The 20,656-nt window shown below is 65.7% G+C and carries 28 protein-coding genes; 14 read left to right on the top strand and 14 right to left on the bottom strand.

The genetic code is table 11. From position 1 onward, the window contains the following. Window positions 1-7: 7 nt before the first annotated feature. Window positions 8-1,120, top strand: coding sequence for an HlyD family secretion protein (locus ACW17X_RS15570; RefSeq protein WP_492098768.1), 1,113 nt, complete (start codon window positions 8-10; stop codon window positions 1,118-1,120). Window positions 1,121-1,170: 50 nt separating this feature from the next. Then, on the top strand, window positions 1,171-1,347 hold the full coding sequence (locus ACW17X_RS15565; protein WP_492098767.1) for a hypothetical protein: 177 nt from the start codon (window positions 1,171-1,173) through the stop codon (window positions 1,345-1,347). A 102-nt stretch (window positions 1,348-1,449) separates the two neighbouring features. Here ACW17X_RS15565 and ACW17X_RS15560 read toward each other — a convergent pair whose 3' ends face one another. Then, window positions 1,450-2,790: an OmpP1/FadL family transporter gene (locus ACW17X_RS15560; RefSeq protein ID WP_492098766.1), complete on the bottom strand. Its 1,341-nt coding sequence runs from the start codon at window positions 2,788-2,790 to the stop codon at window positions 1,450-1,452. 325 nt (window positions 2,791-3,115) lie between these two features. Here ACW17X_RS15560 and map point away from each other — a divergent pair, with 325 nt between their 5' ends. From map to ACW17X_RS15525, 7 genes are all read left to right on the top strand, one after another. After that, a complete protein-coding gene (gene map, locus ACW17X_RS15555; RefSeq protein WP_492086264.1) occupies window positions 3,116-3,934 on the top strand; it encodes a type I methionyl aminopeptidase in 819 nt (272 codons plus the stop codon). A 52-nt stretch (window positions 3,935-3,986) separates the two neighbouring features. After that, complete coding sequence (radC, locus tag ACW17X_RS15550; RefSeq protein ID WP_492098765.1) at window positions 3,987-4,718, top strand: RadC family protein; 732 nt, start codon at window positions 3,987-3,989, stop codon at window positions 4,716-4,718. Continuing rightward, window positions 4,715-5,251 (top strand): GNAT family N-acetyltransferase, encoded by a 537-nt coding sequence (locus tag ACW17X_RS15545; protein WP_492098764.1) that lies wholly within the window; start codon window positions 4,715-4,717, stop codon window positions 5,249-5,251. The genes radC and ACW17X_RS15545 overlap by 4 nt, the downstream gene beginning before the upstream one ends. A gap of 44 nt (window positions 5,252-5,295) precedes the next feature. After that, the gene (locus tag ACW17X_RS15540) at window positions 5,296-5,538 is read left to right on the top strand and encodes a BolA family protein (protein ID WP_271164451.1); all 243 of its coding nucleotides are present in this window, start codon (window positions 5,296-5,298) and stop codon (window positions 5,536-5,538) included. A gap of 4 nt (window positions 5,539-5,542) precedes the next feature. Further along, on the top strand, window positions 5,543-6,451 hold the full coding sequence (locus ACW17X_RS15535; protein ID WP_492098763.1) for an aldo/keto reductase: 909 nt from the start codon (window positions 5,543-5,545) through the stop codon (window positions 6,449-6,451). Between the two features lie 80 nt (window positions 6,452-6,531). Then, entirely contained in the window at window positions 6,532-6,882 is a 351-nt protein-coding gene (gene grxD, locus ACW17X_RS15530; RefSeq protein ID WP_492086259.1) for a Grx4 family monothiol glutaredoxin, read from the top strand. After that, a complete protein-coding gene (locus ACW17X_RS15525; protein WP_492098762.1) occupies window positions 6,882-7,319 on the top strand; it encodes an acyl-CoA thioesterase in 438 nt (145 codons plus the stop codon). Before grxD ends, ACW17X_RS15525 begins: the two co-directional genes overlap by 1 nt. Here the strand turns inward: ACW17X_RS15525 and ACW17X_RS15520 are convergent. Then, window positions 7,303-7,683 carry a hypothetical protein gene (locus tag ACW17X_RS15520; protein ID WP_492098761.1) on the bottom strand — a complete coding sequence of 127 codons (381 nt, stop codon included), beginning with the start codon at window positions 7,681-7,683 and terminating at the stop codon, window positions 7,303-7,305. The genes ACW17X_RS15525 and ACW17X_RS15520 overlap by 17 nt on opposite strands. A gap of 279 nt (window positions 7,684-7,962) precedes the next feature. Here ACW17X_RS15520 and ACW17X_RS15515 point away from each other — a divergent pair, with 279 nt between their 5' ends. Next, the gene (locus ACW17X_RS15515) at window positions 7,963-9,060 is read left to right on the top strand and encodes an NADH:flavin oxidoreductase/NADH oxidase (protein ID WP_492098760.1); all 1,098 of its coding nucleotides are present in this window, start codon (window positions 7,963-7,965) and stop codon (window positions 9,058-9,060) included. 22 nt (window positions 9,061-9,082) lie between these two features. On the opposite strand, the gene ACW17X_RS15510 is transcribed toward ACW17X_RS15515, so the two are convergent. Next, window positions 9,083-9,463 carry a hypothetical protein gene (locus tag ACW17X_RS15510; protein WP_492086255.1) on the bottom strand — a complete coding sequence of 127 codons (381 nt, stop codon included), beginning with the start codon at window positions 9,461-9,463 and terminating at the stop codon, window positions 9,083-9,085. Between the two features lie 181 nt (window positions 9,464-9,644). After that, window positions 9,645-10,262 carry a 30S ribosomal protein S4 gene (gene rpsD / locus ACW17X_RS15505; protein ID WP_271164458.1) on the bottom strand — a complete coding sequence of 206 codons (618 nt, stop codon included), beginning with the start codon at window positions 10,260-10,262 and terminating at the stop codon, window positions 9,645-9,647. A gap of 251 nt (window positions 10,263-10,513) precedes the next feature. On the opposite strand from rpsD, the gene ACW17X_RS15500 reads away from it, so the two are divergent. Then, entirely contained in the window at window positions 10,514-10,726 is a 213-nt protein-coding gene (locus ACW17X_RS15500; protein WP_492098759.1) for a hypothetical protein, read from the top strand. A gap of 74 nt (window positions 10,727-10,800) precedes the next feature. Here the strand turns inward: ACW17X_RS15500 and ACW17X_RS15495 are convergent, their stop codons facing one another. Then, on the bottom strand, window positions 10,801-11,412 hold the full coding sequence (locus tag ACW17X_RS15495; protein WP_492098758.1) for a superoxide dismutase: 612 nt from the start codon (window positions 11,410-11,412) through the stop codon (window positions 10,801-10,803). Between the two features lie 146 nt (window positions 11,413-11,558). Between ACW17X_RS15495 and ACW17X_RS15490 the strand changes: the two genes are divergently transcribed. Then, the gene (locus ACW17X_RS15490) at window positions 11,559-11,849 is read left to right on the top strand and encodes a hypothetical protein (protein WP_492098757.1); all 291 of its coding nucleotides are present in this window, start codon (window positions 11,559-11,561) and stop codon (window positions 11,847-11,849) included. An 11-nt stretch (window positions 11,850-11,860) separates the two neighbouring features. Here ACW17X_RS15490 and ACW17X_RS15485 read toward each other — a convergent pair whose 3' ends face one another. The 7 genes from ACW17X_RS15485 to ACW17X_RS15455 all read right to left on the bottom strand — a co-directional run bounded on the left by ACW17X_RS15485 (window position 11,861) and on the right by ACW17X_RS15455 (window position 17,597). After that, the gene (locus ACW17X_RS15485) at window positions 11,861-12,085 is read right to left on the bottom strand and encodes a hypothetical protein (protein ID WP_426024789.1); all 225 of its coding nucleotides are present in this window, start codon (window positions 12,083-12,085) and stop codon (window positions 11,861-11,863) included. 15 nt (window positions 12,086-12,100) lie between these two features. After that, window positions 12,101-13,045 (bottom strand): DUF4350 domain-containing protein, encoded by a 945-nt coding sequence (locus ACW17X_RS15480; protein WP_492098756.1) that lies wholly within the window; start codon window positions 13,043-13,045, stop codon window positions 12,101-12,103. A gap of 28 nt (window positions 13,046-13,073) precedes the next feature. After that, entirely contained in the window at window positions 13,074-13,907 is an 834-nt protein-coding gene (gene fghA, locus ACW17X_RS15475) for an S-formylglutathione hydrolase (RefSeq protein ID WP_492098754.1), read from the bottom strand. A gap of 65 nt (window positions 13,908-13,972) precedes the next feature. Then, window positions 13,973-15,481, bottom strand: coding sequence for an alanine/glycine:cation symporter family protein (locus ACW17X_RS15470; protein WP_492098752.1), 1,509 nt, complete (start codon window positions 15,479-15,481; stop codon window positions 13,973-13,975). Window positions 15,482-15,623: 142 nt separating this feature from the next. Continuing rightward, entirely contained in the window at window positions 15,624-16,010 is a 387-nt protein-coding gene (locus tag ACW17X_RS15465) for a VOC family protein (RefSeq protein WP_492098751.1), read from the bottom strand. Between the two features lie 53 nt (window positions 16,011-16,063). After that, complete coding sequence (locus tag ACW17X_RS15460; protein ID WP_492098749.1) at window positions 16,064-16,480, bottom strand: fosfomycin resistance glutathione transferase; 417 nt, start codon at window positions 16,478-16,480, stop codon at window positions 16,064-16,066. A gap of 10 nt (window positions 16,481-16,490) precedes the next feature. Continuing rightward, window positions 16,491-17,597 (bottom strand): S-(hydroxymethyl)glutathione dehydrogenase/class III alcohol dehydrogenase, encoded by a 1,107-nt coding sequence (locus ACW17X_RS15455; protein ID WP_492098747.1) that lies wholly within the window; start codon window positions 17,595-17,597, stop codon window positions 16,491-16,493. Window positions 17,598-17,659: 62 nt separating this feature from the next. On the opposite strand from ACW17X_RS15455, the gene ACW17X_RS15450 reads away from it, so the two are divergent. Then, window positions 17,660-18,370, top strand: coding sequence for an NAD-dependent deacylase (locus ACW17X_RS15450; RefSeq protein ID WP_492098745.1), 711 nt, complete (start codon window positions 17,660-17,662; stop codon window positions 18,368-18,370). A 54-nt stretch (window positions 18,371-18,424) separates the two neighbouring features. Here the strand turns inward: ACW17X_RS15450 and ACW17X_RS15445 are convergent, their stop codons facing one another. Then, window positions 18,425-18,976 carry an OmpA family protein gene (locus ACW17X_RS15445; protein WP_492098743.1) on the bottom strand — a complete coding sequence of 184 codons (552 nt, stop codon included), beginning with the start codon at window positions 18,974-18,976 and terminating at the stop codon, window positions 18,425-18,427. A 379-nt stretch (window positions 18,977-19,355) separates the two neighbouring features. Between ACW17X_RS15445 and ACW17X_RS15440 the strand changes: the two genes are divergently transcribed. After that, window positions 19,356-20,183 (top strand): hypothetical protein, encoded by an 828-nt coding sequence (locus ACW17X_RS15440; protein ID WP_492098742.1) that lies wholly within the window; start codon window positions 19,356-19,358, stop codon window positions 20,181-20,183. Window positions 20,184-20,252: 69 nt separating this feature from the next. On the opposite strand, the gene ACW17X_RS15435 is transcribed toward ACW17X_RS15440, so the two are convergent. After that, a complete protein-coding gene (locus ACW17X_RS15435) occupies window positions 20,253-20,456 on the bottom strand; it encodes a hypothetical protein (protein WP_492098740.1) in 204 nt (67 codons plus the stop codon). Window positions 20,457-20,656 lie beyond the last annotated feature (200 nt).

The raw sequence follows: 20,656 nt of genomic DNA, 5'->3' as shown, positions 1-20,656 counted from the left end.
GAACCCGATGACCGACACAGCCCCCGCCCCCTCCGCCCCCTCCGCCCCCTCCGCTCCGCCCGCCCCTGCCGCCCCCCCCGCGCCCGAACCCCGCAAGCGCGTCCTGTGGGCCGTGGTGGCGGCCATCGTCGCCGTCTTCGCGGTCGGCCTGGTCCTCTACGCCTGGCGGCTGCCGCCCTTCACCGGCCATGTCCAGCGCACCGACAACGCCTATGTGCGCGGCCAGGTGACGATCATCAGCCCCCAGGTCAGCGGCTATGTGGTCCAGGTGCCGGTTCAGGACTTCCAGACGGTCCAGCAGGGCCAGTTGCTGGCCCAGGTCGACGACCGCACCTATCGCCAGCGCCTGGAACAGGCCGAGGCGGCGCTCCATTCGGCCGAGGCGGCCCTGTCCAACTCGACCCAGACCCAGGCCTCGGCGCGCGGCACGGTGGCGCAACAGCGCGCGGCCATCGCCGCCGCCCAGGCGACCCTGACCCGCGCCCAGGCCGACGCCGACCGCGCCCGCACGCTGAAGGCCGGCGGCTGGGTGTCGCAATCCAATGTAGACATCGCCGTCGCTTCCCTGCGCAGCGCCCAGGCCCAGCTGGCCCAGGCCCAGGCCGCCGAGGGCGTGGCCCAGACCGGCGTCACCTCCGCCGTGGTCAACCGCGACAGTTTGGCCGCCTCGGTCGAGAACGCCCAGGCCGCCGTCCGCCTGGCTCAGATCGACCTGGCCAACACCCGCATCATCGCCCCTCGCCCCGGCCGTCTGGGCGAGATCGGCGTGCGCCAGGGCCAGTATGTCACCGCCGGCACCCAGCTGATGGGCCTGGTCCCCGACACGGTCTGGATCACGGCCAATATGAAGGAAACCCAGATGCGCGACATCCGCATCGGCCAGCCCGTGGAGATCACCGTCGATGCTCTCCGCGGCCAGACCCTGCGCGGCCGCGTCGAACGCATCGCCCCCGCCGCCGGCAGCGAGTTCAGCGTCATCCGCCCCGACAACGCCACCGGCAATTTCACCAAGGTCGCCCAGCGCATCCCGGTGCGCATCCGCATCGAGCCGGGTCAGGCGGGCATTGACCGGCTGGCGCCGGGCATGTCGGTGGTGGCGAAGGTGGATACGGGGAGCTGACGGAACCCTCCCCGCCCCCCAACGCTCCCTTCCCAGCAAGGGAGATTCCAATGGACCGCAACCAGACCGAAGGCCGAGAGAAAAACGGCGCCGAACCCTTGGGCAAGCCGGACGCCCTGACGCCGGAGGCCGACGTCAAAAAGGTCGGCGAGCAAGAGCGACACAGCGCCGGACCGGACGGCCCCGACGCGACCGAAATCGGCGACACCTTCAAGCGCCAGCCCTGAGCTCGGCTTGGCCTGAGAGCGCCCGACCTCCAAGCGGCAATAAAAAACGGCGGCCCCAAAAACAGGAGCCGCCGTTCTCATCTCAGCCGAAGGCTGTCGACCTTAGAAGTTCCAGGTCGCGCCCATCGAGAAGCCGACGCCTTGGCCTTGGGCCTCGCCGCGCAGGGTGGAGACGACCAGGCCGTTGCCGTAGATGTCACGGGTATCGTTGATCGTGGCCGTATCGATGTCGATATAGGTCACAGCGCCGTCAAAGGTCATCGAGCCCACGGTCTTGGACAGGCCGGCGGTGTAGAGGAACCGGTCGCCGTCCGGGATGCGAGCGGTGCGGTGATCGTCCGGCGTCGGGGTAGGATCGAAGCCGAGGCCGGCGCGGACCGTCATGGTCGGATCGATCTTGTAGTCGAAGCCGATCGCGCCGGTGGTGACGTCGTCATAGTCCTGCACGATGATGGAGGAGCCGGACGTTCCGTAGGTCACGCGGATGGCGTCGAACTCGCTCCAACCGATCTGGTTGACCTGAGCGTTCAGGGTCAAGCGGTCGTTGACGGCGTAGCGGGCTGAGACGGTGGCGTACCAGGGCGTGTTGAAGGTGGCGACGCCGTCGGCCGAGACATTGGCGGCGGCCAGAATCCCAGTCAGGCCCGAGATGTTCACTTCGCCTTCCAGCTCATGCTCGATCTTGGAGCGGTAGGACAGACCCAGGTCCAGCTTGCCGAAATGCATCTGGGCGCCGGCGTTCCAGCCGTAATCCCAGCCGTCGCCTTCAAGCTGGTTGCGGCCGTCGGTGCTGGGCGAGACCGCATAGGTCGGAGCGAACACACCGGGGATGGCCACGTTCGGCAGGGCCGAGCTGAGGGTCGCCTTGGCGTACTGGGCGTCGAAGCCGGCGCCGATGTCCAACCAGTCCGTGACCGTCATGGCGGCGACCAGGCTAACGTTGGCCGAGCGCAGTTCCGACGTCAGAGCGTCATAGCGGGCGAAGTCGGTCGGTTCGTACTTGGTCGTGAAGTTAAACGGGGCCTGAACGGCAAGGCCGACGTTGAAGCGGTCGCCGATCGGCATGGCGACCGCGAAGTTGGGGATGATGCCGCTTTCGACCACTTCGTGGACGTGCGGATCACCGTTAACGACCTCGGTCGTCGAGCCGACCCCGGGAACATTGTAGGTCAGGCTGGAGCCGGTGTCATCGACATCGGAATCCAGGATCAGGCCGTGCATGCCGACATAGACTTGGCGCTCGGCGCCGGCGATGGCGGCGGGGTTCCACCACAGCGACTGAACGCCCTTATCGGCGCCCTCGCCTGAGTTGGCGCGGCCCTGTCCACGGGTCGATTGTTCCTGAACATAGAAGGAGCCGGCCATGGCGGGCGCGGCGACGCCGGCCAGCAGGACGGTGGTCAGCGCAACGCCGCCCATACGGGCGAGATTCCTGGGAGTCATTAAGCCATTCCTATAGTTTTTCCCCCGCCAGTTACGCGGCGGTGGGTATCGGGGAGGTCGATCGCACCCAGCGCTTTCGTCAGGAAAACGTTGCATGCATGGCGGGTCTCCGCCGGGAAACAGGCGAAACTGTGTCTGAAAAACTGCACACGATCACACCGGCGAGAGGTGACGTTAGGGCAAGTTCATTCCGGAAGGCGAGCGTGACGCGCAACACACACTTCGGCGTTCCGTACGGGAAAGGAATCCGTCACCGCCGCACAATCGCCTTGTGTATCCGTGATAGGATCGCCATCTGAGCCCGTCGCCGCTGCTGATTGAAACCATGTACGAAACGCCCGAATTGGAAACTGACGCCCTGGTCCGCTCCAGCGCCATCCGCACCCATACGGCGGAGGATTTCGAGGGCATGCGCAAAGCCGGCCGCCTGGTCGCCGAGGCGCTCGACATGATCACCGCCCATGTGAAGCCGGGCGTGCTGACCAGCACCATCGACGACCTTGTGCGAGAGTTCACCCTCGACAATGGCGGCCTGCCCGCCTGTCTGGGCTACAAGGGCTACGAAAAAACCGTCTGCACCTCGATCAATCACGTGGTCTGCCACGGCATCCCTGGAGATCGGGTGCTGAAGGACGGCGACATCGTCAACATCGACCACACCGTCATCGTCGATGGATGGCACGGCGACTCCAGCCGCATGTATGCGGTGGGCGAGATCAACGCCCGGGCCAGGAAACTGATCGATGTCACCTATCAGTCGCTGGATCTGGGTCTGGCGCAGATCAAGCCCGGCAATACGTTCGGCGACATCGGCTTCGCCATCCAGAAGTTCGTCGAAGCCCAGCGGATGAGCGTGGTCCGCGACTTCTGCGGCCATGGCATCGGCCGCATCTTCCACGACAGCCCCAATGTCCTGCACTACGGCCGCAAAGGCGAGGGGGCGGTGCTGAAGACCGGCATGTTCTTCACCGTCGAGCCGATGGTGAACCTGGGCAAGCCGCATGTGAAGGTGCTGTCCGACGGCTGGACCGCCGTGACGCGCGACAAGTCGCTATCGGCCCAGTGCGAACACACCATCGGGGTCACGGAAGACGGGCTGGAAATCTTCACCGCATCGCCGGCCGGGCTGTTCCGCCCGAACTGAACCCTTGATCCCCATTCATCTTCCGCACAGGTTGCGGAGGCTGGAGAGGGACATGCTGGACGACCCGACACCCGAGCCTAAAATAAAGCCGCGCCACAGCGGCCATCGTGATCGGCTGCGCGAGCGGGCGGCAAAGGGCGGCTTGGGCGCCCTGCCCGACTATGAGTTGCTGGAGTTGCTGCTTTTCCGCAGCGTTCCGTACAAGGACACCAAGCCGTTGGCCAAGGACCTGCTGGCCCGGTTCGGAGGACTTGAGGGGATTGGGGCGGCCAGCCATGAGGCCATTGAGGATCAGGTGGCGCGGTCGCTGGGCTATGTCGCCGGCAAGGCCACAAGGGCGGTGGCGCTCGACTTGCAGCTGATCTTCGACGTGACACGGCGGATCGCGCGCGAGCCGACGGTCAAGAGACCGGTCATATCGTCCTGGAGCGCGCTATTGGCCTATGTGCGGGTAGCCTTGCAACACGAGCCCCTCGAGCAGGTCCGCATCCTGTATCTCGACAAAAAGAACCAGCTGATCCTGGACGAGGTGCAGAACCGCGGCACGGTCGATCACGCCCCCCTCTATCCCCGCGAAGTGGTGCGCCGAGCCCTGGAACTCTCGGCTGGCGCCTTGATCCTGGTCCACAACCACCCGTCCGGCGACCCTACCCCCAGCCGCGCCGACATCGAGATGACGAAACAGGTTGTGCAGGCCGGCAGAGCCCTTAACGTCGAGGTCCACGACCATCTGGTCGTCGGCCGCGAAGGGGTGGCCAGCTTCAAGCAACTGGGCCTGATGTGAACGCTGCGATTTTGAAAACCGAGAGGCTGGTGCTGAACCCGGTGGAAGTAGCGGATTTGGATCCTCTGATCGCGCTCTGGTCCAACGAGGAATTTACCCGGCATATTACCGGGCGACCGATGACAAGCGAGGAGGTCTGGTTTCGGCTGCTCCGTGACTTGGGACAGTGGAGCGTCGCCGGTTACGGCAATTGGACCGTCCGTCTGGCGAGCGACGGCGCCTATGTGGGCAGCGTCTCCATTTTGGACCATCGACGATTGATTGATCCGCCTCTCACCGACCCCGAACTGGGCTGGGGTCTTTCCCCCGCCTTTCAAGGGCGCGGCTTCGCTACCGAGGCGCTTCGGGCGGTTCTGGAATGGGCGGACGTCCGACTGCCGGCGCCGAGAACGGTCTGCATGATCGCGCCCGAAAACCTCGCCTCCATTCGGCTGGCGCAAGGGGTCGGTTACCGACCCTACGCGATGGCGACCTACAAGGATCATCCTGTTCAGTTGTTCGAACGGCCCAAAGAAGGCGTAGCCCGGCATTAAGGTTTATCGGGCATTCTCGTCGGGAACGATCCGAGAGCCCGCCCATGCCCATGTCCGTCGAAACGCTACGCCAGCATCTGGTCGACGCCTTTCCAGACGCCGAGATCGCCATCGACGATCTGGCCGGAGACGGCGACCATTATCGTGCCCGCATCGTCTCCAGCGCCTTCGAAGGCATGCCGCGCGTGCGCCAGCACCAGCTGGTCTATGCGGCGCTGAAGGGACAGATGGGGGGCGAGTTGCACGCCCTGGCGCTGGAAACCGCCGCACCGCCCAGGGAGGGCTGAGCCCATGCGCTATCGCCCCTTCGGCGTATCCGGCGCCGCCATCTCCAACCTGACGCTGAGCTTCGGCCTGGACAGTCTGGCGCGCGGTCGCGAAGCCGCGCTGAACCTGTTGTATTCCGCCCTTGAGGCCGGGGTGAACTCCTACCGGCTGGAGACGGCCGACCCGGTCGTCGCCGAGGTGCTGGGCGAGGCCCTGGCCCATGTCGATCGCAAGCTGGTCTGCGTCGGCCTGACCTTGGGAATCGGAGCGGATCGCGAAGGGACGCGCGACTTTTCGGCCGAGGGCATGACCGCAGCCATCGATCGGGCGCTGCACTTCTCCGGCCTGGGCTGGATCGACGTCGCCGTGCTGCATGAGCCGGGCGAGCACGAACTGCCCCAATCGTCGCTGAACGCGCTGAAGGCCCTTCGCGCCACCGGCCGCATCAAGCTGCTGGGCGTGGCGGGCGGCGGCGATGTGATGGACACCTATGTCTCGACCGGCGCCTTCGATGTCCTGCTGACCCCGTTCGACATCAACGCCGACTGGAAGCTGCGCAATCGCGTACGGGCCGCCCGCGAACAGGACATGGCGGTCTTCGCCTACGACTATTTCACCGACCGGCGCTCCAAGCCGCGCGGGCCCCAGGCCGCCGCGAAGAAGGGTCTTTTCGGCCTTGGCGGGGCGCCCAAACGTCCGCCCCAGTCGCGACAGGCCGACGCCTTCGGCTTTCTCTATCGCACGCCCAACTGGCCGGCCGAGGCGATCTGCCTCAGCTATGTGCTGACGGATCCGACGATCTCGAGCGTGATCATCCGGGCCAACGATACGGAACGGCTGGAGATGCTGGCCGCCACGCCGGAACGCGACCTGCCGCCGGGGCTTGCCGCGCAGATCGAAATGGGCCGGGTGACGGCGTCGGCCGCCGCCTGATCTTGCCCGATCGGCACAACCATGCCTTGACCCGGCCGCCGGCTCTCCCTAGCTGACGACCTTCACGAAAGGCTTCTCCCGTGACCGACACCGTTTCTGCAGATCCCGTTCACGCCTTCATCGGCGGCACCGTCGCCCAGAATGACGTCGTGCTGTTCATGAAGGGCACGCCGGACCAACCGCGCTGCGGCTTCTCTTCCCTGGCGGTCCAGATTCTCGACCATGTCGGGGCGTCCTTCGTCGGCGTCGACGTGCTGCAGGACGAAGCCCTGCGCGAAGGCATCAAGGCCTTCACCGACTGGCCCACCATCCCTCAGCTGTATGTAAAGGGCGAGTTCGTCGGCGGGTCGGACATCATTCGCGAGATGTTCCAGGCTGGCGAGCTTCAGGCCCTGATGACGGAAAAGGGCGTTCCACTCGGCGAAGCCTGATGGCTCGCCCGGTCCTGACGCCGCGCGAAGACCGCGAGGTCTTTGTCGTTCCACTCGAGGTTCGCCCCGAGCACATCGACGCCAACGGCCACGTCAACAACGTCGTCTATGTCGGCTGGCTTCAGGACGTCGGCACGGCCCACTGGACCGCCCGCTTCGACGAGGGGACTCGCGCCAGATGTTCGTGGGTCGCTCTGCGGCATGAGATCGACTATCTGCGCGCCATCGAACCAGGCGCGACCGGGGTGATCGCCCGGACCTGGGTCGGCGATCCCCAGGGCCCACGTTTCAACCGCTATGTCCGGATCGAGGACGCCCAGGGCCGCGTCTGCGCCCAGGGCGTCTCCGAATGGTGCCTAGTCGACGCCGCGACCCTGAGGCCGCAGCGTATCCCCCCCGCCATGGCGGCGGTGTTCAGCACTACTTCAGCGGATTGAGAATTCGCGTCGGCGCGCCGGGCTCGATCCCCAAATCCGCATAGGTCCAACGCAGTTCAACGCCATCGGCGATCAGGGCGCGGCACATGTCTTCCTTGGTGCGGCGCAGGGTGATCTCTGTGGGCGAACCGTCGTGGACGGCGACCTCAAAATCCGACGCCTGTGTACAGCCGTTAGAATCAACGCGGACCACCAGGGCGCCGTTCTCAAAACGGGCCGAACGGATCGCTTCGGACGGCGGCGTGTCCTTGTCCGTCAGGTTGACGCGCATGTTCTCCCCGGCCTCGTTGCTGTAGATCAGGCAACCGGACAAAAGCGGGGCGGCCATGGCCGCCGCCGCCAGCACCTTTAACGCCCCCGTCATCACTGGGCCTCAGCCGGGGGCGCGGTCACCACGCGGGTGGTCGGCTTTTCGGTGGCGATGATGATGCAGCCCGACAGCAGGGGGGCGGCGATGGCGATAGCGAGAGCAAGACGAAGCATTGGTGTGATCCCCATATGAAGCTTGAGGCTTTTGTGACGTGCGGCGGCCATCCAGGCACGTGAATTTTCAGCAAGCCAGGTGAACAATCGGAAAGGTCGCTCCTTGATCGAGGCGGCGAGAGGCATAGCTACTGCCTCCCTCCCCACGGACGCCGCCCACATGAGCCAGCTCTTCTCGCCGCGCAGCATCGGTCCTTTGACGCTGAAGAACCGCATCGCCATCGCGCCCATGTGCCAGTATTCGGCCGTCGATGGCGTGGCGCAGCCTTGGCACGTCCAACACCTGGGCCGCCTGGCCCTGTCGGGCGCCGGCCTGGTGATCCTAGAGGCGACGGGTGTCGAGGCCGCCGGCCGTATCACCCCCGACGATCTCGGCCTGTGGAACGACACGCAGGAGGCCGTCCTGGCCGACCTTCTCAAGGGTCTGCGCACCTATTCCCAGACGCCGATCGGAATCCAACTGGCCCATGCCGGGCGCAAGGCCTCGACCTCAGCCCCCTGGAAGGGTGGGCGCACCCTGACCGCCGAGGAGGGCGGCTGGCGAACCTTCGGCCCGTCCGCCCTGCCCTTCCGCGACGACTGGCATACCCCGACGGAGATGACCGAGGCCGACATGGACCGCGTTGTCGCCGCCTTTGAGGACGCCGCCCGCCGCGCCGATCGCGCGGGGTTCGACCTGGTCGAACTGCACGCCGCCCACGGCTATTTGCTGAGCGAATTCCTGTCGCCGCTGTCGAACCGGCGCACCGACGCCTACGGCGGCTCCACAGAGGCGCGGGCGCGGTTCCCGCTGCGTGTCGCCCAGGCGCTACGTGACGCCTGGCCCCAGGCCAAGGCTCTGGGCGTCCGCTTCAACGGCTCGGACTGGGTCGAGGGCGGGGTGGCGCTGGATGAGGTGATCGCCTTTGGCCGCGCCTTGCACGAGATGGGCTATGACTATCTGCACCTGACCTCGGGCGGCAACGTCGCCCGCGCCGACATCCCAGGTTCAGAGCCGGGCTATCAGGTCCGCTTCGCCGAAGCCGTCAAAAAAGCCGTGCCCGAAGCGACGGTCATGGCTGTGGGCATGATCATCGATCCCCAGCAGGCCGAAGACATCGTCGTCTCGGGACAGGCGGACATCGTCGCCATCGCCCGCGCCGCTCTGGACGATCCCAACTGGGGCCACCATGCCGCAGTGGCCCTGGGTCACGGCGAAGGCCTGCCGCCCCAGTACGAACGCGCCGGCAAGGGCCACTGGCCGGGCTACGGCCGCTGAGCCAAGGATCAGCGCAGCGGTCTCAGGTCTGGGGCAGCTGGTAGGGGTTATTGACGCTGACGGGCGAACCGGGGGCCAGGCCCAGTTCCTCGAACGACCATTTCAGCTCGACGCCATGGACCAGAGGCTCCTTGCAGGTGTCCTCGTCGATCCGCCGCAGGGTGATGACCGCGTCGGCGCCCTTGATGCTGACGATGGGGATCAGGTCTTCCTTGTGGGTGCAGCCGTTGGAGCTGACCCAGAAGACGGCCGCGTCCTTGGTGAAGGCGGCGGCGTGGATCGGCTCAAGCGCGCCCGGCATGCCCGCAGTCGAGACGCTGGGCGCATCGGCGCCGCCCGCACAGGCGGATAAGCCTGCCGACAGTGCGGCGATGATCACTAGAGATTTGAAGACGGCGCGCATCGCTTGGCGGCCTCCCCTGTTCGATCGAACCCTGAATAGCCCGAGAATGCGCCAGTTCGCTCAGGAAGGGAACGGGCTGAAAGATAAAGGGCCCCGGACGAATCCGGGGCCCTTCAAACTCGTTATCTCTGCTGCGAGGGAAGCCGCCTGTAGGAGGCTCCTCCCGCCAGAGACGCTTCCCTTAGGAGGCGTAGTATTCGACGACCAGGTTCGGTTCCATCTTCACGGCGTACGGGACGTCGGTCAGTTCCGGCACGCGGACGTAACGGACCGAGAACGAACGATCCGACAGTTCCAGATAATCCGGCACGTCGCGTTCCGACGACTGCTGGGCTTCGAGCACCAGAGCCATGTTGCGCGACTTTTCCTTCACGGTGACGACGTCTTCCGGCTTCACGCGGTAGGAGGCGATGTCGACCTTCTTGCCGTTGACCAGGACGTGGCCGTGGCTGACGAACTGGCGAGCGGCCCAGACGGTCGGGACGAACTTGGCGCGGTAGACGATGGCGTCCAGACGCGATTCCAGCAGGCCGATCAGGTTTTCCGAGGTGTTGCCCTTGCGGCGCGCAGCCTCGTCATAGGTCTTGGCGAACTGCTTCTCGGTGATGTTGCCGTAGTAGCCCTTCAGCTTCTGCTTGGCCTTCAGTTGCAGACCGAAGTCCGAAACCTTCGACTTGCGACGCTGGCCGTGCTGGCCGGGACCGTAGGAGCGCTTGTTAACCGGAGACTTGGCGCGACCCCACAGGTTTTCACCCATGGCCCGGTCGATCTTGTATTTGGCGCTGTGGCGCTTGGACATTCTATTCTCTTTTCGACGATACGGCCCGGCATCCCCTCGATTGGGAATGCGATCTCAACGGCGGTCCACGCATCTTCCGTCATCAATCCCCGCGTCCGGCGAACCGGACACGTGGAAGGCGGCGCTTATCGCCACACAGGCCTCCGGAGTCAAGCCGGAGCGGGCTGTTAAGGACGATGGCCGGGAACCTCGGGTCGGATCGATCCTTTCTGATCAACGGAGAGTGTCCCGAATCCGTCAGGGAGGACGCAATGGAGCCATCGATCACGACGACCGTCGGCCTGTCAGACCGAGCCTTCGACGCCCTGAAACACAAGCTGGTCGATCTGGTCGAGCCGCTGTCCGACAGCCAGTTGCTGGATCTCGCCGACGGCATTCACGAGATGCTGCGCCAGCGTCGCACCGTGCGTCAGCATCATGCCAAACGCATGTTGGAAAGGGTTCGAACCCCGCCGCCCCTATGAACCGGACCGAACACTGAAAATGAAAACGCCCGCCGGAGGTTCCGACGGGCGTCATCTAATGGCTTAGGCCTGGCTTATACAGCGGCAGCGTAAAGTTCGTTGACCTTGTTCCAGTTCACCACCGACCAGAAGGACTTCAGATAGTCGGCGCGGCGGTTCTGGTATTTCAGATAATAGGCGTGCTCCCAGACGTCGGCGCCCAGGATGACTTCGCCACGCTCTTCCACGACGTCCATCAGCGGATTGTCCTGGTTCGGCGTGGAGGTGATCTTCAGCTTGCCGTTCTGGACGATCAGCCAGGCCCAGCCCGAGCCGAACTGGGCGGCGCCGGCGGCGTTGAAGTCTTCCTTGAACTTGTCCATGCCGCCCAGGTCGCTTTCGATAGCGGCGGCGAGCTCGGCCGAGGGCTGGCCGGCTTGGTCGGCGGGGGCCAGCAGCTCCCAGAACAGGCTGTGATTCCAGTGACCGCCGCCGTTATTGCGTACGGCCTTGGGCGCGGTCGAGATGCTGGTGAAAATCTCCTCCAGCGACTTGCCTTGCAGTTCAGCGTCCGCGTCGACCGCCTTGTTCAGGTTATCGACATAGGTCTGATGGTGCTTGTCGTGGTGGAAGGTCATCGTCTCCTTGTCGATGGCCGGCTCCAGCGCATCATAGGCGTAGGGCAGCGGGGGCAGGGTGAAGGCCATGTCTGTCTCCTGAAGACGGTTTGATCTAACCCTCATTTAGGGGCTGTCGCGTCTGACCCAAGCGAATTTATAGCGTTTTGTTCAGCTTGGCCATTTGCAATCCCTGACACGGCACGCGATTGTTCACCCCACAATCGGAGACCTTCATGATCCATCGGAAGATTTTCGTCGTGTTGACGCTGGCCGCTTCTACAGGCGGCTGCTCCGGTTTCCACGCGCTTGATCAGGCGGCGGCCGATCTGGCCAGCCAACAACCGACCTGCGTTCAAGAACCTGCAATCGGCATAGACAGCTATGGCGGCAGGACCTGCAGGATCAGTCACACTTTCTGGTCTTCAACAACCACGACGGTCGAAGAGCCGGGCAAGAAACCCGTCACCACCCGCACCATCACGACGCCGTCGGGAACCACGACCGAGGTCGTGCCGACGCCCTGAAAGCGATCAGCTCAAGCCGGCAAGTTCGCCTTCAGACATTCGCGCACGGCGCGCTTCACGTCGCCCGGCGCATTCGGCTCGTCTACGCCCTCCGCAGCGAAGACGGCGCGAACGGCGGCGTCCAGCCCGTTCGGCAGGGCGGCGATCACGCGCTTCTGCCCCTTCTCGTGCAGGCAATAGCCCACCTCGCGGCACAGGGCGGAAAACATCGGCTCGTAGGGATCGGTGGCGCTCATCGCGCCCCTCTAGCATCAGGGGAGGATACGCGACAGCCAGTGCATAAGGTTCAGCGCAAACTGCTGGTCGTCATGTCCGTCGGTGTTCAAGCCGAAGCGAGAGGGTTCGCGATCCGGCGGGTCGGAAAAGCGCACGATCTGCGCCGTCAGCATGCCGGCCTCACCCAGCACCACGACCCTGCCCGCGCCGAACGGAAAGGCGAGCCCCTGAGCCGGCAGAGCGGGCTGCGCGAGCTCGGCCGTCACCCCACCCGCATCCTCGCCCGCGCGCAGACGCTGCCGAATGATCTGAAGGGTCGCCAGATCCGGCGCTTCCAACGCGTCGTCGCTCATCGCCAGCAACACGGTCGATCCGTCGGGTCCCTCGAGGGACTGGCCGGTGAAGGTCTTGACGACCTGCACGCCCTCGTCGCCCCCACGACCCGCGATGATCGGGTGATCCCCCAGCGCCTGTCGTGGAAAGACCAGATTGGTCGTGACGTCGTGGCGCGCTGATCGAAAGGCGTAGCCCTTGCCCATCGTCACGCCGAACCTCGTGCCCAGCGCCTCGGCCGCCGTTCCATGCGGCGCATGATCGGCCGCCAGCAGCAGCGAACCGCCACGTTCAACCCACTGCGCCAAGGCCTCGATCTCGGCCTCATCAAAGGCGGAGACGCGAGAGCCGTTCTCGGGGCTGGCGGCATTGGCGATCACCAGCACCGCGACGCCATCCAGCGCGCCAGGCGCATCCAGCCGCCCTCGCCCGGCGTCTACCCGATAGCCGTCGGCTCGCATGAGAGCGGCGAACCCGGCGTAGCGGCCGTCGATGGTCTGAAGACTTCCATGCCCCTCATCGACGCGGATCAGCGGCCCATCGGCTGTATAGGCCGGAGCGGCCACCTGCGGACGCCAGTCGAGATCGCCAACCTGCTGCTGCGCCGCGGCCGACGATGCGTTTAGGGCCAGGAGCAGCCCCAGCATCAGGACTGGCCCGAGGCGCCTCATCCCCTCAGGCCTTCAACCGTTCAGCGTGGAAGGCGATGTGGTCCGCGATGAAGCTGGTCATGAAGAAATAGGAGTGGTCGTAGCCGGGCTGCAGCCGGATGGTGACCTTCTGACCGGAGGCGTCGGCGGCGGCCTGGAGCAGTTCGGGCTTGAGCTGGTCGGTCAGGAAGCTGTCGGCGTCGCCCTGATCGATCAGGATGTCGTCATAGACTCGGCTGGCCGCGCCCGCCTCGATCAGTTTGGCGGCGTCGTGGCGATCCCAGGCGGCGCGGCCCTCACCCAGATAGGCGGTGAAGGCCTTTTCGCCCCAGGGGCAGCGGGTCGGCGAGCAGATGGGAGCGAAGGCGGAGACAGAGCGGAACAGGTCGGGGTGGTTCAACGCCAGGGTCAGGGCCCCGTGCCCCCCCATAGAATGGCCCGAGATCGACCGGACGCCGGTAGTCGGGAACGCCGCATCGATCAGGGCGATCAGCTCTTCCGTGACATAGGTCTCCATGCGGAAGTGCGGCGACCAGGGCGCTTGGGTCGCATCGACATAGAAGCCTGCGCCCTGGCCCATGTCATAGGCCGGATCGTCCGCAACACCTTCGCCGCGCGGCGAGGTGTCGGGTGCTACGATGATGACGCCGTGTTCGGCGGCAGCCCGATAGGCGCCGGCCTTGGTGGTGAAATTGTCCTCGGTGCAGGTCAGGCCCGACAGCCAGATCAAGACGGGGAACGGCCCCTCCCCGCCCGGAACGAAGACCGACAGGGTCATCGGCGTGCCCGTTGTCGCGCTATCGTGCTTCAGATAGCGCAGGACGCCGCCGTGGACGACGTGGGTTTTGACAGTGTTCATCGGGCCTCCTGCGGGGGACGATACGGACACGCGACGGCGCGCGCCGTCGATACCGGCCGCCGCCCCTATTCCTTTTCTTCGATCGTCTGCATTTCCGAACTGGCGACCTTGTCCTCGCCCGCGTCCTTGACGCCGCGCGCCAGGGCGAAGACCACACCGGACAAGGCCAGGATGGCGACCAGGTTCGGCAGGGCCATGGCCGCATTGGCGATGTCGCCCATACGCCAGACGAACTCGATCTGCTGGAAGGCGCCGACGAAGATCATCGCGCACCACAAGAGGCGCCACGGGATCGCCACCCACGGCCCGAACAGGAAGGTCGCCGCCCGCTCGCCGTAGTAGCTCCAGGTCAGCAGGGTGGTGAAGACGAACAGCATCAAGGCGATCGACACCACCAGCCCGCCCAGTGTGGTCTGACCGAACAACAGCTGGGGGAAGGCTGCGCCATAGGCGGCCAGGGTCATCTCGAAACCGCGCAGGTCCGAGTTCCACACATGTTCGACCACCCCGCCGCTGGCCGGAAAGGCCCCGCGCACCGTCAACAGGACCAGGCCGGTCATGGTGCAGATCACGATGGTGTCGATGAAGGTGCCCATCATGGCGAAACGGCCCTGGCGCGCCGGATCATTGGTCTGGGCCACAGCGTGGGCCATGGGGGTGGAGCCTTGGCCGGCCTCGTTCGAGAACAGACCGCGCGCCACACCGGCGCGGATCGCCATCATCACACCGGCGCCGGCGAAACCGCCGACAGCCGACATGCCGGTGAAGGCGCTGTCGAAGATCATGGCGAAGGTGGCGGGCAGGTCGGAAGCGTTCAGGATCAAGGCGATCAGCGCCAGAAGAAGATAGGCCACGGCCATGATCGGCACGATGAACTCGGCGATGTTGCCGATCGACTTGATGCCGCCGATGATCACGACAAAGACCAGGGCCGCGACGAAGAGCCCGGCCATCCATTCCTGCACGCCGGTCAGCGCGACGATGGAGTCGGCGATCGAGTTGGACTGGATCATATTGCCGGTGGCGACCGACGAAAACAGGGTGCCGATGCAGAACAGCACCGCCAGCCAGGTCCATTTCTTGCCCAGGCCGCGGCGGATATAGGTCATGGGTCCGCCGGAATAGCCGCGCTTGGGATCATGGTCGCGGAACCGCACGGCCAGCGAGCCTTCCGCGAAGGCCAGGGCCATGCCCAACAGGGCGGTGATCCACATCCAGAACAGGGCGCCCGGCCCGCCCAACGTCAGGGCCGTCGCCACGCCCGCCAGGTTTCCGGTCCCGACTTGGCCCGAAAGGGCCGTCGACAGGGCGGCAAAGGGGGAAATCTCGCCCGACTCCTTGCCGTCGTTCTCTTTCTTGAACAGGCCGGCGAAGGCCGAGCCCAGCTTCAGGATCGGATAGAAGCGCAGGCCGACCATGAACCAGACGCCTGCGCCCAGCAGGACGACCACCATCGGCGGGAAAGGCAGGACGGACTCGCCGTTCCAACTTCCGCCCCAGATGAAGTCGCTGACATTGGTGACGGCGTCGTAAAAGGCGTCCCTCGCGCCAGGCGCGGCGGTCTTGCTGGTCATGCGGCTATCCCCCGAAATCCGAAGGGATCAACCTAGACCGGGATCACGTACGGCAAAACCAAAAACCGCTCCGGCGCAGGACACGATGATCCTGTCGGCGCCGCGCCCGGCTCCATCCGCAGACGCCGTCACGACGCTCGCCTCAGTCGGCCACCCGGTGGACGGCGCAGATCTTGTTGCCCGAGGGATCGCGTAGATAGGCGAGGTACAGCTTGCCGAACGCACCCTGGCGCAAACCGGGCGGGTCCTCGATCGTGGTTCCGCCGGCCAAGACGCCGGCGGCGTGGAAGGCGTCGACCGCCGCCGTATCCTTGGCAGCCAAACCGATCGTGCCGCCGTTGGCGTGGCAGGCCGGTTCGCCGTCGATCGGCTTGCCCACGGCGAAGGCGCCGTGCGGCGTGCGCCACCAGTAGCGGCCCTTCGGATCAGGCCCCTGAGCGGCGTCGATGCCGAGCGCGCCGAGAGCGGCGTCATAGAAGCGGCGCGACGCCTCGACATCGTTGGCGCCGACGGTGACGTGGGTGAACATGATTCCCTCCCTCTGTTTCGCCCCATCCTTAGGCGGGAGCGCATTGTCTTGCACTAACTGAGCGCAACGCCGATCTCGGGCCGCTTACGATAGTCCGCCAGACGGCTCTCGAGATCGCCGACATGCAGCTCGAGCCGATGACCATCCGGATCGAGGAAGTACAGCGACGCGCCTTCGCTGCGATTGTCCTTCCAGATCGCCGCCGCCGCGCGCACTCGCGCCGACAGCGCCTCAAACGCGGCTGCGTCCACGCTGAAGGCGGCGTGAGTGTAGTCCGGATGCGGCTCCCGTCGCGCAGCCTCATCAAGAGACAGGCATAGCCACAGACTTCCCGCTTCCAGATAGGTGCCCGTCGCCCACGCTGCCCTCAGTTCGAAGCCCAGCAGGTCGCGATAGAAGATGACGGACCGGTCTAGATCGCTGACGGAGAACGTCAGATGGTTCAGCCCAGTGACCCTCGCCGCCGTCATTCCAGTGCTCCTAGAACACCACCACCGAACGGATGCTCTTGCCTTCGTGCATCAGGTCGAAGGCCTTGTTGATGTCCTCCAGCGGGAAGGTGTGGGTGATCATCGGGTCGATCTCGATCTTGCCGTCCATGTACCAGTCGACGATGCGCGGCGTGTCGGTGCGGCCGCGCGCGCCGCCGAAGGCGGAACCGCGCCAGACGCGGCCGGTGACCAGCTGGAAGGGTCGGGTGGCGATCTCCTTGCCGGATTCGGCCACGCCGATGACGATGCTCTCGCCCCAGCCGCGATGGCAGGCTTCAAGCGCCTGGCGCATGACGACCGTGTTGCCGGTGCAGTCGAAGGTATAGTCGGCGCCGCCGCCGGTCAGTTCGACCAGGTGGGCGACCACGTCGGAAACCTCTTTCGGATTGACGAAATGGGTCATGCCGAAGCGTCGGCCCCATTCTTCCTTGTCGGGGTTGATGTCCACGCCGACGATCATGTCGGCCCCGACCATCTTAAGCCCCTGGATGACGTTCAGGCCGATACCGCCCAGGCCGAAGACCACAGCATTGGCGCCCGGCTCGACCTTGGCGGTGTTGACCACGGCGCCGACGCCGGTGGTCACGCCGCAGCCGACGTAGCAGGCCTTGTCGAAGGGCGCGTCCTTGCGGATCTTGGCGACCGCGATCTCGGGCAGGACGGTGAAGTTCGAGAAGGTCGAGCAGCCCATATAGTGGGCGATGGCCTGACCCTTATAGCTGAAGCGGCTGGTGCCGTCGGGCATCAGACCCTTGCCCTGGGTGGCGCGGATCGAGGTACAGAGGTTGGTCTTGCGCGACAGGCACGACTTACACTGGCGGCACTCGGGCGTGTACAGCGGGATGACGTGGTCGCCGACGGCGACCGAGGTCACGCCTGGCCCGACCTCAACCACCACGCCCGCACCCTCGTGCCCCAGGATCGAGGGAAAGATGCCCTCTGAGTCCAGACCGTCCAGCGTATAGGCGTCGGTGTGGCAGATGCCGGTGGCCTTGATCTCGATCAGGACCTCGCCCGCGCGGGGCCCCTCCAGATCGACCTCGACGATCTCAAGCGGACGTTTGGCCTCGAAGGCGACGGCGGCGCGGGTTTTCATGACGGGGCTCCTGAACGATTCGATCCTCTTCTAGGGCAGGCGCAGGATGGTATGAAGCCGCTATGTCACCCAGAAACCTCGTCGTCCTGACCGGCGCCGGCATATCGGCCGAGAGCGGCGTGCCCACGTTCCGGGCGGACGACGGCCTGTGGTGCGGGCACAGGGTCGAGGATGTGGCGACGCCAGAGGGCTATGCGGCGAACCCGGCCCTGGTGCAGGACTTCTACAATCAGCGGCGGCGGCAGTTGGCGCAGGTGCGGCCCAATGCGGCGCATATCGCCCTGGCCGAGTTGGCGGCGCGATGGGCGGGCGACTTCCTGCTGGTGACGCAGAACGTCGATGACCTGCACGACCGGGCGCACGCCGAGATCCCGCCGGCGGCGGGGTTCGAACTGATCCATATGCACGGCGAACTGCTCAAAGGCCGCTGCACCCGGTCGGGGGTTGTGATGGACTGGCCCGGCGACATGACGGCGAACGAGGCCTCGCCGCATCATCCGCAGGGGCGGATGCGGCCGCACATCGTCTGGTTCGGGGAGACGCCGCTGGCCATGGAGAGGATCGAGCGGGCGCTTGAGGCCTGCGATCTATTCGTTTCGATCGGCACCTCGGGCGCGGTCTATCCGGCGGCGGGATTCGTCCAGTCGGCGCGATACGCGGGGGCGCGGACGGTGGAGATCAATCTGGAGCCGACGCAAGGCGCCCGCTTGTTCGACGAGGGGGTCTATGGCCCGGCGACGCAAGTCCTGCCAGCCTTCTTCGAGACCCTGTAGACACGAAAACGGCGGCCGCTGCGAAACGGCCGCCGGTCTCTAGCCGTCCGCCAGTTAGGCGAGGACGACGATGGTCACGCGGCGGTTCTGCGAACGGCCTTCCGGCGTGTCGTTCGAGGCCACCGGCTGTTCCTGACCATAGGAGATGGTCGCCATCCGGTTCAGGGCGACGCCCTGACGGTTCAGGTAGCGACGCACGGCCTCGGCGCGTTGCTCACCCAGTTGGTCGTTATGTTCGGGCGTGCCGGTCGAGTCGGTATAGCCCTGGATCTCCAGATAGACGTTCTTGTTCTCGCCCTGCAGACGCTGAGCAAACTGGGCCAGGAGCTGCTCGGCTTCGGGCGACAGGGCCGCCGCGTCGGTCGGGAATTTCACGGAATCGTCCGACAGGACGACCTGATAGAGGAATTTGCCTTCCGCCAGCTTGTGCGCGTCGTTGGCGCGCTGGAGGGCTTGGCCCGCCGTGCCTTCGACGCCGGTCACCCGCGTATCCACCACCTCGACCTGATCACGCACGAAACGATGGCTGGCGCAGCCGCTGGCCGCGAAGCCGAGGGCGATGAGGGCGCCGCCGAGGACCGCCGTCCTGAGTTTCGATCTGCTCAAGTTCATGTCTCCTTCTTGCTGGGGGCGCCACGTCCAGTTCCATGCGCCAGATGAAACTGCGGTAGGCGAGAAGGCAGAGTAATGACGCGCATTGGGCAGCAAAATGTCAGCTTAACCGTTATATGAACGCTCATTTCGCACAAATATTGCGCCCGATCGGAACCAGAGCGCGAGCCAGCACGTTGGCCCGCCAGCAGGCTACGCCGTATGGCGGCCGCTCGGATCTATCACTGCTCTTTAGCAGCGGTCAGTTGTATTCGAACCCACGCCACGTTCCTGACGCGACCGGATGTTTTCAACAGCTCGTCGTGATTTTTTACAGGGGTTCGTCGCGGATGACCATGCAAACGACGTCTCACATCGCATCACGGATAGGCGATTGAGCGCCGCGGCCACGCGACGACGGGCCCTGGCCATCGCGCCGGTGCTAGTCGGGCACGCGGCCCTGGTGCTGATGATGACCGCCGTCCAGCCCGCAACGCCGACCCTGCCGACGCCGGAACCGGCAATCGTGGTCGCACTGATCGCGCCGCCGCCCCCGCCCGCCCGCCTCCCCGCGCCCGATCCTTCACCCACGCCAGACGCCCCGGCGGCGGCAGCAGAGAGCGCCGCCCCCGCCAAGCCGGCCCCCCGACGCGCCCCGCCCGCCGTCGCGGCGGCGCGGCCGCGAAAAATGGTGGACCGATTGCCGCCGGACGTGGAGCCCCTGCCCGCCGCCCCCGCGCCGCCGGGACCGCCCCTGCCCCTGCTGGGCGCGGCGCAGCTGGCGGCCGCGACGCCGGTGGGCGCGGGACCAGGCGGCGGCGGGGGAAACGGGGTCGGCGGAAGCGGCGGGAGCGGAGGGACGGGATCAGGCCCCGGTTCAGGCGGCGGGTCCTGCGACATGGTGCGCTGGGTTCAGGACGCGGTGCGCGACGACGCCGCCGTGCGCCGCGCTGTCATCGCCGCCAGCCAGGAGATGAACGCCTCGGGCCGGGCCATGCTGGTGTGGAACGGCGACTGGCTGCAAAGCCGCAACCAGTCCGGCAAGGGCCTGGCCGGCGTGCGTCAGGCCATCGCCCTGGAAGTCGCCTTCGCTCCGGCAGAGTGCAAAACGCAGCAAATGACGGGCCTAGCCGTACTAAAGTTGGAAGACGGCGCCGACGGCGCCCGGATCGCGTTGGGCAAAGGCAGCTGGCGGTGGTCGGATCTGCTGGGGACTAGGTGATTTGCAGTTCTTTCGCCGGCTCCCGGCGCGCATACGTCCGACAGCAGATCCTTCGCACAAGCCGCCTCCTCACCCTCGGCGGGGCGACAGCCGCGCCGCCAGCAGATGCACGTCGTGGGCCTTCATCCGCTCGAAATTGCCCAGGCCCAGGGCCAGGGCGCGCATGACTTCGGTTTGACGCGTCTGTTCGGGATGTTCCGGCAAGGAGGCCTCCGCCCGCGCCAGCTCCGCATCCAGCTCGGCCATCATATCGGCCAGGACTCCGTCGTTCATCTGTTCCTCCTTCGCACCGCCGACCGTCAGGCCTTAGAGCACAAGCGGAACAAATAAAGAACAAGCTGCAGCCGCTCGACTGTGGATGAACCTTGCTCTCTGTTGCGCCGCACAACGGCGCCGCTTCATTGCAGCCTTGTATCAAACCGGCCTTCACCGCGACGCAAGGCCCCGCTTTCCTGCAATGGTCGAGGTCCGGC

This window comes from Brevundimonas sp. FV1ye4L (assembly GCF_058681255.1).
Note: the sequence above shows the minus strand (reverse complement) of the source record. Positions and strands in the feature narration are given on the sequence as shown.

Excerpts from the sequence above, each read along its gene's own strand:
- fghA (WP_492098754.1), bottom strand. The coding sequence starts at position 13,907 with ATGAACACTGTCAAAACCCACGTCGTCCACGGCGGCGTCCTGCGCTAT.
- radC (WP_492098765.1), top strand. The coding sequence starts at position 3,987 with ATGCTGGACGACCCGACACCCGAGCCTAAAATAAAGCCGCGCCACAGC.
- ACW17X_RS15495 (WP_492098758.1), bottom strand. The coding sequence starts at position 11,412 with ATGGCCTTCACCCTGCCCCCGCTGCCCTACGCCTATGATGCGCTGGAG.
- ACW17X_RS15485 (WP_426024789.1), bottom strand. The coding sequence starts at position 12,085 with ATGAGCGCCACCGATCCCTACGAGCCGATGTTTTCCGCCCTGTGCCGC.
- ACW17X_RS15470 (WP_492098752.1), bottom strand. The coding sequence starts at position 15,481 with ATGACCAGCAAGACCGCCGCGCCTGGCGCGAGGGACGCCTTTTACGAC.
- ACW17X_RS15515 (WP_492098760.1), top strand. The coding sequence starts at position 7,963 with ATGAGCCAGCTCTTCTCGCCGCGCAGCATCGGTCCTTTGACGCTGAAG.
- ACW17X_RS15535 (WP_492098763.1), top strand. The coding sequence starts at position 5,543 with ATGCGCTATCGCCCCTTCGGCGTATCCGGCGCCGCCATCTCCAACCTG.
- ACW17X_RS15540 (WP_271164451.1), top strand. The coding sequence starts at position 5,296 with ATGCCCATGTCCGTCGAAACGCTACGCCAGCATCTGGTCGACGCCTTT.
- map (WP_492086264.1), top strand. The coding sequence starts at position 3,116 with ATGTACGAAACGCCCGAATTGGAAACTGACGCCCTGGTCCGCTCCAGC.
- rpsD (WP_271164458.1), bottom strand. The coding sequence starts at position 10,262 with ATGTCCAAGCGCCACAGCGCCAAATACAAGATCGACCGGGCCATGGGT.
- ACW17X_RS15560 (WP_492098766.1), bottom strand. The coding sequence starts at position 2,790 with ATGACTCCCAGGAATCTCGCCCGTATGGGCGGCGTTGCGCTGACCACC.
- ACW17X_RS15460 (WP_492098749.1), bottom strand. The coding sequence starts at position 16,480 with ATGACGGCGGCGAGGGTCACTGGGCTGAACCATCTGACGTTCTCCGTC.
- ACW17X_RS15570 (WP_492098768.1), top strand. The coding sequence starts at position 8 with ATGACCGACACAGCCCCCGCCCCCTCCGCCCCCTCCGCCCCCTCCGCT.
- ACW17X_RS15465 (WP_492098751.1), bottom strand. The coding sequence starts at position 16,010 with ATGTTCACCCACGTCACCGTCGGCGCCAACGATGTCGAGGCGTCGCGC.
- ACW17X_RS15510 (WP_492086255.1), bottom strand. The coding sequence starts at position 9,463 with ATGCGCGCCGTCTTCAAATCTCTAGTGATCATCGCCGCACTGTCGGCA.
- ACW17X_RS15520 (WP_492098761.1), bottom strand. The coding sequence starts at position 7,683 with ATGACGGGGGCGTTAAAGGTGCTGGCGGCGGCGGCCATGGCCGCCCCG.
- ACW17X_RS15480 (WP_492098756.1), bottom strand. The coding sequence starts at position 13,045 with ATGCTGGGGCTGCTCCTGGCCCTAAACGCATCGTCGGCCGCGGCGCAG.
- ACW17X_RS15525 (WP_492098762.1), top strand. The coding sequence starts at position 6,882 with ATGGCTCGCCCGGTCCTGACGCCGCGCGAAGACCGCGAGGTCTTTGTC.
- ACW17X_RS15565 (WP_492098767.1), top strand. The coding sequence starts at position 1,171 with ATGGACCGCAACCAGACCGAAGGCCGAGAGAAAAACGGCGCCGAACCC.
- ACW17X_RS15500 (WP_492098759.1), top strand. The coding sequence starts at position 10,514 with ATGGAGCCATCGATCACGACGACCGTCGGCCTGTCAGACCGAGCCTTC.
- ACW17X_RS15490 (WP_492098757.1), top strand. The coding sequence starts at position 11,559 with ATGATCCATCGGAAGATTTTCGTCGTGTTGACGCTGGCCGCTTCTACA.
- ACW17X_RS15455 (WP_492098747.1), bottom strand. The coding sequence starts at position 17,597 with ATGAAAACCCGCGCCGCCGTCGCCTTCGAGGCCAAACGTCCGCTTGAG.
- ACW17X_RS15435 (WP_492098740.1), bottom strand. The coding sequence starts at position 20,456 with ATGAACGACGGAGTCCTGGCCGATATGATGGCCGAGCTGGATGCGGAG.
- ACW17X_RS15450 (WP_492098745.1), top strand. The coding sequence starts at position 17,660 with ATGTCACCCAGAAACCTCGTCGTCCTGACCGGCGCCGGCATATCGGCC.